Annotated in this window: 11 protein-coding genes; 8 read left to right on the forward strand and 3 right to left on the reverse strand. The window is 61.4% G+C overall.

The features are described 5' to 3' along the window. Positions 1-22: 22 nt before the first annotated feature. Positions 23-1213, reverse strand: a complete 1191-nt coding sequence (locus tag FHX76_RS01200) for an ROK family transcriptional regulator (RefSeq protein WP_167146822.1) — start codon at positions 1211-1213, stop codon at positions 23-25. A gap of 348 nt (positions 1214-1561) precedes the next feature. Here FHX76_RS01200 and leuC point away from each other — a divergent pair, with 348 nt between their 5' ends. The 6 genes from leuC (at position 1562) to FHX76_RS01230 (ending at position 8310) form a co-directional block, all read left to right on the forward strand. Next, positions 1562-3118 carry a 3-isopropylmalate dehydratase large subunit gene (gene leuC, locus FHX76_RS01205; RefSeq protein WP_167146825.1) on the forward strand — a complete coding sequence of 519 codons (1557 nt, stop codon included), beginning with the start codon at positions 1562-1564 and terminating at the stop codon, positions 3116-3118. Continuing rightward, positions 3118-3714 (forward strand): 3-isopropylmalate dehydratase small subunit, encoded by a 597-nt coding sequence (gene leuD, locus FHX76_RS01210; RefSeq protein ID WP_167146828.1) that lies wholly within the window; start codon positions 3118-3120, stop codon positions 3712-3714. The genes leuC and leuD overlap by 1 nt, the downstream gene beginning before the upstream one ends. Before the next feature lies 1 nt (position 3715). Further along, complete coding sequence (gene murA, locus FHX76_RS01215) at positions 3716-5101, forward strand: UDP-N-acetylglucosamine 1-carboxyvinyltransferase (RefSeq protein ID WP_167146830.1); 1386 nt, start codon at positions 3716-3718, stop codon at positions 5099-5101. A gap of 154 nt (positions 5102-5255) precedes the next feature. Further along, a complete protein-coding gene (locus FHX76_RS01220) occupies positions 5256-6020 on the forward strand; it encodes a lysophospholipid acyltransferase family protein (protein ID WP_386762082.1) in 765 nt (254 codons plus the stop codon). Continuing rightward, positions 6017-7117 carry an NAD(P)H-dependent glycerol-3-phosphate dehydrogenase gene (locus tag FHX76_RS01225; protein WP_167146836.1) on the forward strand — a complete coding sequence of 367 codons (1101 nt, stop codon included), beginning with the start codon at positions 6017-6019 and terminating at the stop codon, positions 7115-7117. The genes FHX76_RS01220 and FHX76_RS01225 overlap by 4 nt, the downstream gene beginning before the upstream one ends. A gap of 86 nt (positions 7118-7203) precedes the next feature. Further along, positions 7204-8310, forward strand: a complete 1107-nt coding sequence (locus FHX76_RS01230; protein ID WP_167146840.1) for a D-alanine--D-alanine ligase family protein — start codon at positions 7204-7206, stop codon at positions 8308-8310. A 72-nt stretch (positions 8311-8382) separates the two neighbouring features. On the opposite strand, the gene FHX76_RS01235 is transcribed toward FHX76_RS01230, so the two are convergent. After that, entirely contained in the window at positions 8383-8898 is a 516-nt protein-coding gene (locus tag FHX76_RS01235; protein WP_341777825.1) for a DUF3515 family protein, read from the reverse strand. A 23-nt stretch (positions 8899-8921) separates the two neighbouring features. Between FHX76_RS01235 and thiL the strand changes: the two genes are divergently transcribed. Then, positions 8922-9923: a thiamine-phosphate kinase gene (gene thiL, locus FHX76_RS01240; RefSeq protein ID WP_167146843.1), complete on the forward strand. Its 1002-nt coding sequence runs from the start codon at positions 8922-8924 to the stop codon at positions 9921-9923. Between the two features lie 119 nt (positions 9924-10042). Here thiL and FHX76_RS01245 read toward each other — a convergent pair whose 3' ends face one another. Beyond that, positions 10043-11578 (reverse strand): PucR family transcriptional regulator, encoded by a 1536-nt coding sequence (locus FHX76_RS01245; protein WP_167146846.1) that lies wholly within the window; start codon positions 11576-11578, stop codon positions 10043-10045. A 149-nt stretch (positions 11579-11727) separates the two neighbouring features. On the opposite strand from FHX76_RS01245, the gene gabT reads away from it, so the two are divergent. Next, a complete protein-coding gene (gabT, locus tag FHX76_RS01250; protein WP_167146849.1) occupies positions 11728-13077 on the forward strand; it encodes a 4-aminobutyrate--2-oxoglutarate transaminase in 1350 nt (449 codons plus the stop codon). The last annotated feature ends 28 nt before the right edge of the window (positions 13078-13105 follow it).

Consider the following 13105-nt stretch of genomic DNA (forward strand, 5'->3'; position numbering starts at 1 on the left):
CGGGTGATACTGACAGGTGGTGTTATGGGCGTGTTGCTTCGGCGAAGGCGCTGTCTCGAATTTCTCGGTGTGCGAGCAGCGTCGCGCCTCGGAGCACGGCGTTTTCGCCGGTTGCCGATGGGACGATTGTGGTGAGGATTCCGACGGCGCGCTCGCCGAGTGCCTTGTGGATCTCGGGGAGCAGGAGGTCGGCGTTGTTCCCTCCGATGGCGCCGCCAAGCACGATAAGTTCGGGATCAACCGTGAGCGAGAGCGCCGCAACGGTGTCGCTGAGCCGCTCAGCAGTGTTGTGGACGACCTGCAGCGCGGCTTCGTCTCCCTGCCTCGCGAGGGCGAAAACCTGCTTTGGTGTTGGCTGATTGCCGAGGCCGGCTTCGCGTGCGGCCCGGTTGATGCTGACCTCGCCAATCACCGGCTCGGCGCCATCGTCGGCGTGGTCTCTTGGAAGGTATGCGATTTCTCCGGCTCCACCGCTGTAGCCGCGCAGGAGTTCGCCACCAAGTACGATCCCTGCGCCGATGCCAACGCCAACGCTGAGGTATGCGAATGATTCGACCCCTGTGCGGGATCCGAGGTGATACTCCGCAACCGCGGCAAGGTTGGTGTCGTTTTCAAACGTGAACGGGATGCCGAGGGCATCACGAAGTGTTTCGCCGAGGTTGGCGCCGTCGTTTGGAAGCCCGGGGGAGAGCCGCAATTCGCCGGTGCGGGGCGAGACTACCGCCGGTACGCCGATCACGGCGTGTGTGACGTCCGCCTCCGTAACGGTAGGGGCGTTGGTTGCTCGCCCGCGTTCGTTGGCGAGTTTGAGGCACGTGTCGCGAAGGCGTGCGACCACCGCGGCCGTGTCACGTTCGTCGATGGTTCCCGAGGGCGATTCGGCTTGGCTCAGGATGCCGCCCGCCAGGTTGATAAGCGCCACGCGTGTTGTGCGGTGCCCGATATCCACACCGAGGGCGTAGGCCCGTGACGGCGCGATTCGGTAGAGCATAGCCGCGGGCCCTCGACGAGCGGTGTCTCTGCCTGCCTCAACAACGATGCCGCGACGTTCGAGCTCTGCGAGCGTTTGCAGCACCGTGGTCTTAGCGAGGCCCGTGGCCTTGATGATGTCAGGGCGTGCCGTTGGAGCCAATTCGTCAATCGCGGTGAGGATGCTGCGCGCGTTGAGCGACCAGAGAATGCTTGGGCTTCCGGCGGGTGTGCGCGTTGTCATCGCTTGGTCCTGTCAGGCGTAAATGCTGAATAAAACTAGTAGGACATAACATGTCCTACTCTCTTGCGAAGATCATGGCACAGAACCGGGGAGTGGGCAAGAGCTTCTTGTGCTGCGCCCCAAACCAGGAGCATCCTGGAAGTTAGCCGCACCTTAGCGAGGAGTGCGTCTCTCGGGTGCTATTCTTATTCGATGCAGTCCTCACGGCTCCTTCTCCTTAGCGGCCGCGACGGGTCCTAGTTTCTTCGGACCGTCCCCGTCGCGGAGTTTTGTCGTGGCCCGACCCTTGTGTCAACCAGCTCATTTGTGCTGGCTGACGTTTGCGAAGAGATACTGAGAAGAACGCTAATGACTGAACACATCGAAGCGGCAACGTCCGCTCAATCTGGCGCGAGTGCCGCATCCGCTGGCCGCCCCCGCACGCTGGCTGAAAAACTCTGGGACGACCACGTCGTTGTCCGCGGAGAAGACGGCTCGCCCGACCTCATCTACATTGACCTGCACCTCGTGCACGAGGTCACCAGCCCGCAAGCCTTTGATGGCCTCCGCATGGCCGACCGCCCGCTGCGTCGGGTTGACCTCACCATCGCAACCGAAGACCACAACACGCCGACGATCAATATCGATCGTGAGATTGCTGACCCAACAAGCCGTATCCAGATCGAAACGCTTCGGACCAACTGCGAAGAGTACGGCGTGCGCCTCCACTCGCTCGGCGATAAAGAGCAGGGCATCGTGCACGTTGTTGGGCCCCAGCTGGGGCTCACCATGCCAGGAATCACCGTGGTGTGTGGCGACTCGCACACCTCAACGCACGGTGCGTTTGGCGCAATGGCGTTTGGCATTGGCACGAGCGAGGTCGAGCACGTCATGGCCACGCAGACGCTGCCGCTCAAGCCGTTCAAAACCATGGCAATCAATGTTGACGGCGAACTCCGCCCCGGTGTGACGGCCAAAGACATCATCCTCGCCGTGATCGCCAAGATTGGCACCGGCGGGGGACAGGGCTATGTGCTGGAATACCGTGGCTCCGCAATTCGTTCACTCTCGATGGAGGGGCGAATGACCATATGCAACATGTCGATCGAGGCGGGCGCGCGGGCCGGCATGGTCGCGCCCGATCAGATCACTTACGACTACGTACAGGGCCGCGATCACGCGCCAAAGGGCGCCGATTGGGATGCCGCCGTTGAGTACTGGAACACACTGCCAACCGACGACGGCGCAACGTTCGACGCCGAGGTCTTCCTCGATGCCAACGAACTTGAGCCATTTGTCACCTGGGGAACCAACCCTGGGCAGGGCGTCCTGCTGAGCGAACGCGTTCCGAACCCTGCCGACATCGAGGACCCAAACGAGCGGGCCAACGCAGAGCGCGCCCTCGAATACATGGACCTCACCGCTGGTACCCCGATGAAAGACATTCGGGTAGATACCGTCTTCCTTGGATCGTGCACCAACAGCCGGGTTGAAGACCTCACCGCTGCTGCCGAAATCATCCGCGGCAAGAAAAAGGCCGACAACATCCGGATGATGGTCGTTCCCGGGTCAGCCCGCGTCCGCCTCGAAGCCGAAGCAATGGGCCTCGACAAGGTCTTCACCGACTTTGGTGCTGAATGGCGGTTTGCTGGATGCTCGATGTGCCTCGGCATGAACCCTGACCAGCTTGAACCAGGCGAGCGTTGCGCATCAACAAGCAACCGAAACTTTGAAGGACGCCAGGGTAAGGGCGGGCGCACACACCTCGTGTCGCCGCTGGTTGCCGCAGCCACGGCCATCCGCGGCACGCTGTCCAGCCCGTGGGACCTGTCGGAAGACGCCCGCAACGGCATCAGTCACGATGCTGACCCGTCGGGAGCATCCGCAACCGATGTCTCGACCAGCGAGCGGAAGGTGACGGTCTAATGGAAAAGTTCGTTACGTTTAGCGGCGTTGCCGCACCACTGAAGCGTTCCAATGTTGACACCGACCAGATTATTCCAGCGGTCTACCTGAAGCGGGTCACCAAAACCGGTTTCGAAGACGCCCTCTTCGCCCGTTGGCGCCAAGACCCAGAGTTTGTGCTGAACCAGGAACCGTTTGCCAACGCATCCGTTCTGGTAGCCGGCCCTGACTTTGGCACTGGCTCGTCGCGTGAGCACGCCGTTTGGGCGCTGCGGGACTACGGCTTCCGTGCCGTCCTCAGCTCTCGCTTTGGCGACATCTTCCGAGGCAACTCGGGCAAACAAGGCTTCCTCGCGGCTCAGGTCGACGAGGCGGATATCGAGAAGATCTGGGCCGCCATTGAGGCGAACCCGGGTATTGAAGCCACCATTAACCTGGAAGACCGCGTTGCTTCGGTTGCCGACCTGACCGTCGGCTTCAGCATCGACGACTACACTAGGTGGCGGCTCATGGAGGGGCTTGACGACATCGCCCTGACTCTCCGTGACGAAAGCAAAATTACAGAATTCGAAGCGCGTCGCCCATCGTGGCTACCCCAAACACTCCCGGTGAACTAGTTTGACAAACAACGAAAACGACGACCTTTCGACCGACGCCCAGAAAGCCGGCGCTCGAGTAGGACTCACCTCCGACCAGATCATCATCAACGGCGGACGCCCTCTTCAAGGTCGTATCGAAGTTCGCGGTGCAAAGAACCTCGCAACCAAAGCAATGGTGGCAGCCCTTCTTGGGCAGACCCCTAGCTTGCTGCGCAACGTTCCAAACATCAGTGATGTGCGCGTCGTTGCAGGGCTGTTGGCCCTGCACGGCGTGCAGATCACCAAGGGCGAACAACCTGGTGATTACGTGCTCGACCCGAGCAACGTTGAATCGGCCCACATGGCCGACATCGACGCGCACGCGGGTAGCTCACGCATCCCCATCCTGTTCTGCGGACCGCTGCTGCACCGCCTTGGTGAGGCATTCATTCCCGATCTTGGCGGCTGCCGCATCGGCGACCGCCCGATCGATTTCCACCTCGACGCCCTGCGCAAATTTGGTGCGGTAGTTGAGAAACTGCCGAGCGGCATCCGGATGACGGCCCCCAACGGTCTACACGGTGCCGACATTGAGCTTCCATACCCAAGCGTTGGCGCGACGGAGCAGGTTCTGTTGACCTCGGTGCTTGCCTCGGGAACCACCGAGCTCAAGAACGCAGCCATCGAGCCAGAGATCATGGATCTCATTGCGATCCTGCAGAAGATGGGCGCCATCATCAATGTTGAGCCCAACCGGGTCATCTTCATTGAGGGCGTCGACGAGCTGCACGGTTATAAGCACTCGGCCATCTTTGACCGCAACGAGGCTGCTAGCTGGGCCGCCGCCGCGCTGGCGACGGAGGGAGACATCTTCGTTGGCGGAGCGCGCCAAGAAGAGATGATGACCTTCCTCAACGTCTTCCGCAAGGTTGGCGGGGCATTCGAGATCGAGGATGACGGCATCCGTTTCTACCACCCGGGTGGAGAGCTGAAGCCCGTTGTCATCGAGACCGACGTGCACCCCGGCTTCATGACCGACTGGCAGCAGCCGCTCGTTGTGGCGCTCGCCAAGGCAAACGGTGTGTCAACCATCCACGAGACCGTCTACGAGAATCGTTTTGGGTTCACGGATGCGCTCAACAAGATGGGCGCCGACATCGTCGTGTACAAAGACGGACTCGAAGGTTATAAGCGCCGCGTTGCCCGCCGCGACTTTGAGCAGGCCGCGGTAATTACCGGTCCGACCAAGCTCACGGGTGCCGATGTTGAGGTCCCAGACCTCCGTGGTGGTTTCAGTCACCTCATCGCGGCGCTGACCGCCGAGGGGCAGTCGACTGTGAGTAACGTGGGAATCATTTCTCGCGGCTACGAAGACTTCATCGGCAAGCTTCGCGCGCTCGGTGCAGACTTCGTGTTCGAAGCCTAAGCAGTTTCCCCGGGTTTGCGCCCGTCTGCAGGTTGAGCCCGTCCCATTCGGACGGGCTCAACCTCGTTAACGGATGCCGGTGGATGCCGAGGCGCACGCCGGGCGCACCGCCCAACATGCGCGCGCTGTCGGCGGAATAGGGAATAATCGAAATGTGACTTCATCTCAGACCTCCACCAAGCGACGCACGCCAGAGAAATCTCGGCCGTCTGCCTTTTGGGTGCTCGCTTCCCTGATCATCCCGATCTGGAGTCTCATGGTGAAGTATCGATTTGTCGATCGGGAGAAGCTGCCGGCAACTGGCGCATTCATCCTCTCGCCGAATCACTACAGCGAGATCGACCCGGTTGTGATGGGCGCCGCAGTGTGGCACCTCGGGCGTGCACCTCGCTTCATGGCGAAGGCCAGCCTGTTTAAGGTTCCCGTTCTCGGCTGGCTCATGCGCAAGTCGGGCCAGATTCCGGTTGAGCGCGCTGGGGGTACGGCGTCGGTCGCCCCCATCAAGGCTGCAAAAGAACTTGTTGAGCATGGCCGCGGGGTCATCATCTATCCAGAAGGGTCGCTCACACGCGATCCAGATCTGTGGCCGATGCGCGGCAAGAGCGGTGCGGTTCGCCTCGCGCTGCAGGGTGACATTCCGCTCATCCCGAGTGCGCACTGGGGAACCCAAGAACTCATGCCGCGGTACGGCAAGAAGATTCATCCGTTCCCTCGCAAGAAGATTTCGGTCATCATCGGTGATCCCGTCGATCTTTCTGAGTTCAAGGGACGCCCCCTCGACCAGAAGACGCTCAACGAGGCAACCGATAAACTCATGGCGGCCATCTCCGTTCTGCTTGGCAAGCTTCGCGATGAGCAGCCGCCCGCCGAGCGCTGGGACCCGACCAGAAACAACCAAACAGAAACAGGAAAATTTTGACGCCACGTGGTGCCACCGGCCTACAGAAAGCCGCTCGCAGACGCGTAGCGGTTGTTGGGGCTGGCAGTTGGGGAACGAGCTTTGCCAAGATCCTTGGTGACGCCGGATGCGACGTTGTTATGTGGGCGAGGCGCCCTGAGGTCGCTCGTGAAATCTCAGTAGCGAAGCGCAACAGCAGTTACCTTCCGGGAATCATTCTTCCGCTTTCTGTGACCGCAACGTCCGACCTGCACGAAGCCGTTGCGGGGGCAAGTCTCGTGTTTCTCGCCGTGCCAGCCCAGACGCTTCGCGATAATCTTCGCGATATCGAGGCATCCCTCGACGAGGGCGCCGCATTGGTGAGCCTCATGAAGGGAGTCGAGAAGGGCACCAACCTTCGGATGAGCCAGGTCATCGAAGAGACCCTAGACTTCGATCCAGATCGAATTGCCGTTATTTCCGGCCCAAACCTTGCGCTTGAGATCGCGCAGGAACAGCCGACCGCCGCGGTCGCTTCGTCCCGAAATCTTGAGCTTGCCCAGACCGTGGCGATGGCATCGGCCACGCCGTATTTCAAGACGTTTGTGAACGTTGACGTTATCGGAACCGAGTTTGGTGGTGTGCTCAAGAACCTCATCGCCCTCGCCATCGGCATCGTAGATGGTGTTGGCTACGGCGAAAACACCAAGGCGTCCATCATCACGCGCGGGCTTGTCGAAATGACCGATTTTGCGGTTGCCTTTGGTGCAGAGACCCCAACGCTTCAGGGGCTTGCCGGGCTTGGCGACCTCATCGCTACCTGCCAGTCGCCGCTGTCGCGAAATAACACCGCCGGTCGTTTGCTCGGCCAGGGCTATAACCTCGACGACGTTGTTGCGCAGATGAATCAAACGGCAGAGGGCATCTCTTCGGTTGCTCCCGTGCTGGCTCTCGCGCGAAGCCGCGGAGTGGACATGCCTATCGTTGAGCAGGTTTCGATGGTGCTTCAGGGTACGCTTTCTCCGAAGAACCTTGCCCCCCACCTCACAACTGAAGACGGTGTACCGCAGCCCGAAAGCTCAGACGCTATCCCAGTTGTGAAGGGCTGGCGTCGCCTGTTTGGCTCGACCAAGAAATAGTTTTGCCCGCACGATCGTCGCGAACCAACATCGCCGCGGCCGAGCGGTCACCCCATGTACATACCCAGAGGGATGAGGAAACACGCATGTCCGACACACGAGTGCGAGTGGTGCTGCTGTTTGGCGGGCGCTCAAGCGAGCACGAGATTAGCTGTGCGACGGCGAGTGGCGTGCTCTCGGCCATCGACCGCGAACGGTTTGAGGTCATCCCGGTTGGTATCACCTCCGACGGAGCATTCACGCTTGAGGAAGACAGCGTCTCAAAGTTTGCCCTGAACCCGGGCAGCATGCCTCGGGTGCATGACAACGGGACGCGCATCCACTGGCCAGAGAGCAGCGCGAGCCGTGAACTTCGCGTGCGTGAAGCTGACGGCACAGAGCGCTCGCTTGGTGACGTCGACGTCGTATTCCCCGTGCTGCACGGGCCGTACGGCGAAGACGGCACGATCCAGGGCCTCCTTGAGCTCATCTCAATTCCGTTTGTTGGTTCAGGCGTGCTCGCGTCTGCGCTTGGCATGGATAAGCATTTCACCAAAATGGTGCTTCAGCACGCCGGTCTTGCGGTTGCTCCGTGGCGCACCGTGAGCGTTGCCGATCTGCGTCGGGACCCAGCGATTGCCAATCGGGCAGCCGAGCAACTCGGGTTTCCCGTGTTTGTGAAGCCCTCACGCGCAGGCTCAAGCGTTGGGGTGACCAAGGTCAGCGCGCTGAGCGATCTTGACGCTGCCCTGCAGATAGCCTTTGAGTCTGACGACCGAGTGCTGATTGAAGCTACGGTTACCGGTCGAGAGATTGAGCTTGCCGTGCTTGAAGGTCGAGCCGGGGCTCCAACCCGAGTATCGGTCGCGGGCGAGGTAGTCGTGACTGGCCGCGAGTTTTATGACTACGAGGCAAAATACCTTGGAGCCGACGGCATCGACCTGGTGTGCCCAGCCGTTGTGACCGATGCTGAGCTTGCGCAGCTGCAAGACCAGGCCGCTCGCTGTTTCGAGGCGATCGGATGCGCTGGCCTTGCCCGTGTTGACTTTTTCCTGACTGAGACCGGCCCAGTGATCAACGAGATCAACACCATGCCAGGATTCACCCCGATTTCGATGTTCCCAACCTGCTGGGACCGCTCGGGCCTCGCCTATCCTGACCTTATTGCCGAACTCATCACGCTGGCGCAGGACCGCACGGCTTTCTCCGGATAGCGCACGCGGTACCGTTCGTGAACGCAGCAACCCACCCCGCCGTAGATGGATGGGTTGCTGCCTAATCAGACGTTACTGCGCGTCGTCGATGTTGAGCTCTTCGACGGTTGTGCACTTGCGCGTTTGGGGGAGCTCTGCGACCGCGTTGGAGAGATCCATGAGCGCGGTGGTGCCACTGACAGGCGGCTCGGCATTGTCATCGATAATGACCTCGAGCCCCGGCGAACGGCCATAGGCCTCGAATCGGTAGAGCGGAGCGCGAGAGTCGTCGCGAATCCAGTCAACCCCGTTGAGGGTGACGCACGGCAGGTCGGTTGGCCCTGTTGGCTGTATCCCGCAGTACAGCAGGATGCTGGCGGGATTTCCCCACGCAGACGTTGCCTGCGCGTTGGTATACCGCTGTTGCTGGCCAGCGACCTCGTCTGGAAGGCGAACCATGACCTCGGCACAGGCCGGGTTGTTGGCGTCTTCGGCCGGTTGCAGCGGAACTTCGCTTGCGCACCCCGTGAGGGTGATCATGAGGATGCCCGCTGAGGCAAGGCCAAGAATGGCTCGTGCGCGGTTGCCGCGTCGAATGTGGTTTTGCACCCTTTCAGGCTACCGTGTGTTCTATGGAACTCCCTGCCACGCCCGCCGCGACCCAGTCATCCTCTCCGCGAGTTTCTGATCTTTCGGAAGGGGAGCTCCTCCAGCTCATTCTTGCGCAGTTTCATGAAGCGAAGACCTCGGTTGTTGGCCCAGGGGACGATGCTGCTGTGTTGGCTCCAGGCGGCAACATCGTGATCACAACCGACATGATGATTGAGGGTCCGGATTTTCGGCGCGCCTGGCATTCGGGGTTTGAACTCGGTTGGAAAGCGGCTGCGACAAACCTGTCGGACGTTGCCGCAATGGGGGCTCGCCCGAGCGGGCTCACGGTAGCGCTTGCTTCCCCTAGCGATGTGCCCGCCGCCTACCTGGTTGAGATTGCCAGAGGGTTTGACGCCGCGTGTCAGACGCTTGCGCCCGGCTGTGGTGTTGTTGGGGGCGACTTGTCGACCGCGCCTGTGCTGTCCCTGTCTATCACTGCCCTTGGCAATCTTGAGGGTCGGCAACCGGTTCTGCGGTCCGGCGCTCAACCAGGGGATGTTGTTGCGGTCGCGGGGGATCTGGGACTCGCGGCGGCTGGGCTTTCTCTGCTCTTTGATCGATGCGTTGATGCTTCCGGTGCCGCCAGTGCTGAGGGCATCGCCGGGCTGTGGGCCGAGCATCCGGAACTCCTCGCAGCCCAGCTCGCGCCGAGCCCGCCAATCCCGCTTGGGATTGAGGCGGCGCAGCACGGCGCATCCTCCATGATTGATATTTCGGACTCGCTGAGCCTCGACGCCTCACGGGTCGCGCGGGCAAGCGGCGTTTCGATTAACCTGTTTCGGGATCAGCTCGGTGCGTACGCCGATGATGCGCTCACCGGCGGCGAGGACCACGCACTGCTCGCGACGTTTCTGCCTGGCTCTGTGCCTCACGGATTTCGGGTTATTGGCGAGGTTGGTCCGCTGTCGGAGTCTCCGCTGAGCGTCGATGGCGTGGCAACCGTCGGCCGCGGCTGGGACCCGTTTGACTCGTCGCGCCGCTAGGTCTCGCGAGGCTCAGACTTTCCACCTGACCCAAATGTGCCTATTAGGCGGAGAATAGACACATTTGGGTCAGGTCGATTCTGGTTCGGAGCGGGGTGTGGCGGGCGCGATCGATCGCACTATTCGGTGTTGCGCAGTGCAGCCCAAAGCTCCGCGCGCGCGTCAAAGCCGCTGAGGTCCCGGTCGAGCAGTCGCTCGCACTGGTCAATTCGGTGTTTGAGCGTGTGTCGGTGGATGCCGAGTTCGGCCGCAGCCGGCGCCCACTGCCCGTTGTGCGATAACCAGGTGCTCAGGGTGTGTACAAGGTCTCCGTTGTGACCGGCATCGTGGTCAAGGATCGGACCGAGTACGGCCTTGGCAATACGTTGTGCTCCGGCGTTTCCAAGCAGCGACCACATGCCGCGGTCGGCGAGCTGTTCAAAGGTCATGTGCTGCGGGTTTGCGAGCTGGGCCGAGTGTTGCTGCGCGAGCCGCGCCTGGGCAAGGAGCTCAGCCATTTCGGCATAGGTCCCGCTGCGCGATGCGCCAGACGGGATGCCGGAGGACACCGCCTGTTCGACCGCGGTGGCCGCCTCGCCAGCCGAGGAAATTACCACGAGGTAGTCGTCGCGTTCGGCAAAAAAGAGGTCGCCGTTGAGATCGTCGTTTGTGCTTTCCAACGCGGCAAGGCTTGCTTCGATGCCTGCGCGTGGCGCCTCCCACAGGCTGAGAATCACGGGTTCGGTTGGGAGTCCTCCCCAGAGCAGCGCGGAGGTGTCGCGCGCCGCATCAACGTTGCCGCCAAGGATAGTGCTGAGTGCTGCGGTTCGAAGATGCCTGATTGCGAGCCCTTGCGCATGGTTCTGCTCGAGCGCGAGGCTCGCGAGCGCAACGACGTTTGATACGAGCGCGTTGGCGGCCGCATCCAATGGTTCCTCACCACCAACGGCGAGCACGCCCCGAAGTTGACCACTCGCGCCGAGCGTTTGCAGGACCACTCGATGATCCCCGTGGCTCGCGGTTGCACTCGACCGGGTGCCGGCGGTGAGCTGTTGCCGCACCGTATGGTGCAGTCCGGAATCGAGTGCAAACGATCGTGCATCGGACGGCATGACATGGGTGAGGGCGCCGGCCGTGTTGTAGAGGGCAACCCAACCCTTCAACTGGTGTGAGAGTTCGGCGAGTGTTGCCGAGAGTCCGTTTGGTCTGAGGGCGGCAAGCGTGATGGCGCGCTGGGCCCCGAGAGACCAGGCATCCCTCGCGTATTGTGCCCGACTGATTTGGTCGGCGGCGTGGCGGACAATCGCAATGAATGGCGTTCGGTATGGCACTTCGAACAGGGGGAGGCCGAGTGCCGTGCAGGCCGTGATGAGACCATCAGGCGTTCCCTCTCGGCTCACTTCGGTACCAAATCCGAGGCCGCGGATGCCTCCGGCAACGAGTCGCGCAACGTACGTATCGTATTCGTTTGCGTCGACCTCGACCCCCGTGCCGCGGTCGAATTGGGTTCCGGTGGTGAGGAGCACGGTATCGGCGGTGAGAAAGGGTGTTGGGTCGCTGAGATCTGAGCCGTGGACCCACTGGAGTTGTTCGTCCCATTCCCCAATAGTGACGTCGCTGAGGGCGGTGAGTCCAAGGTCTGGGGCGGCAAGGAGGCCGCGAACGGTGATTGACATATACACAGTGTATAAAGAATTGCTAATCTCTCTACATTCTGGCACTGCCGTTCCGGTATTGGGCTTCGTAGCATGGTGGGATGCTTGGCTCCGCCGCCGACGGCGAGGGCTGCTTCGAAAGCCACCACAACCGTCACGAGGAGATACACATGACCGGCACCGTTCCACTCGGAGGACCAACGCTCGCACAGGAGCGCAAACTCGTTACGAGCATCCCAGGACCAAAGTCACAGGAATGGCTTGAGCGCAAGGCCTCGGCAGTGGCCGGCGGCGTTGGCATCACGCTTCCCGTTTTTGGCGTCGCAGCTGGTGGGGGAGTCATCCTCGACGTTGATGGCAACTCGCTCATTGACCTTGGCTCCGGAATTGCCGTTACCGGCGTTGGTAACTCGGCCCCACGCGTTGTCGAGGCAGTGCAGAACCAGGTTGCACAGTTCACGCACACATGCTTCATGGTGACCCCGTATGACTCGTACGTGCGCGTTGCTGAGAAGCTCAACGAGCTCACCCCCGGATCGCACTCAAAGCGAAGCGTCCTCTTCAACTCCGGCGCAGAGGCCGTTGAGAACGCCATCAAGATCGCGCGTTCGCACACCAAAAAGACCGCCGTTGTGGCGTTTGACCACGCCTACCACGGCCGCACCAACCTCACGATGGCGCTGACCGCAAAGAACATGCCATACAAGAGTGGTTTCGGTCCGTTCGCCTCTGAGGTCTACCGCGCACCGTTGTCCTACCCCTTCCGTGACGGCAACCTGAGTGGTGCAGAGGCCGCGAAGAACGCCATCTCGGTGATCGAGAAGCAGGTTGGCGCCGAGAACCTCGCCGCCATCATCATCGAGCCCATCCAGGGTGAGGGCGGCTTCATCGTCCCTGCCGATGGTTTCCTCCCAGCGCTTGTTGAGTGGGCAACCGCCAACAACGTTGTCTTCATCGCCGATGAGGTGCAGACCGGGTTTGCCCGCACAGGCAAAATGTTCGCTTCTGAGCACTTTGGTATCGAGCCAGACCTCATCGTCACGGCAAAGGGAATCGCTGGCGGACTGCCGCTCTCAGCGGTCACGGGACGCACCGAAATTATGGATGCCCCGCACGGCGGCGGCCTCGGCGGAACCTACGGCGGAAACCCGCTCGCATGTGCCGCGGCCCTCGCCGCAATCGAGACCTACGAAGACGAGAAGCTTGACGAGCGTGCGCACCAGATTGGTGAGACGCTCAAGGCTCGCTTCACGCAGCTGCAGCAGTCGGATGCTCGCATCGGCGACGTCCGCGGCCTCGGCGGCATGATCGCGGTCGAGTTTGTGAAGGCCGGCGGCATCGAGCCAGACGCGGCACTCACCGGCGCAATTGCCAAGTACTGCCACGAGCGCGGTGTTGTTGTGCTCACCTGCGGAACCTATGGCAATGTCATCCGCTTCCTGCCCCCGCTGTCGATCGGCGACGCGCTGCTCAACGAGGGCATCGACATCGTTGTAGAGGCACTTGCAGCCCAGTCCTAACCAGCATCCGTAGTGCAAAATGACCTGA

It is taken from the genome of Lysinibacter cavernae, assembly GCF_011758565.1.
GTDB classification, from domain to species: domain Bacteria; phylum Actinomycetota; class Actinomycetes; order Actinomycetales; family Microbacteriaceae; genus Lysinibacter; species Lysinibacter cavernae.

What these genes read in the sequence shown, in the direction of transcription:
- FHX76_RS01200 (WP_167146822.1), bottom strand. Translation starts at nt 1,213, where the DNA reads ATGACAACGCGCACACCCGCCGGAAGCCCAAGCATTCTCTGGTCGCTC.
- leuC (WP_167146825.1), top strand. Translation starts at nt 1,562, where the DNA reads ATGACTGAACACATCGAAGCGGCAACGTCCGCTCAATCTGGCGCGAGT.
- leuD (WP_167146828.1), top strand. Translation starts at nt 3,118, where the DNA reads ATGGAAAAGTTCGTTACGTTTAGCGGCGTTGCCGCACCACTGAAGCGT.
- FHX76_RS01230 (WP_167146840.1), top strand. Translation starts at nt 7,204, where the DNA reads ATGTCCGACACACGAGTGCGAGTGGTGCTGCTGTTTGGCGGGCGCTCA.
- thiL (WP_167146843.1), top strand. Translation starts at nt 8,922, where the DNA reads ATGGAACTCCCTGCCACGCCCGCCGCGACCCAGTCATCCTCTCCGCGA.
- FHX76_RS01245 (WP_167146846.1), bottom strand. Translation starts at nt 11,578, where the DNA reads ATGTCAATCACCGTTCGCGGCCTCCTTGCCGCCCCAGACCTTGGACTC.
- gabT (WP_167146849.1), top strand. Translation starts at nt 11,728, where the DNA reads ATGACCGGCACCGTTCCACTCGGAGGACCAACGCTCGCACAGGAGCGC.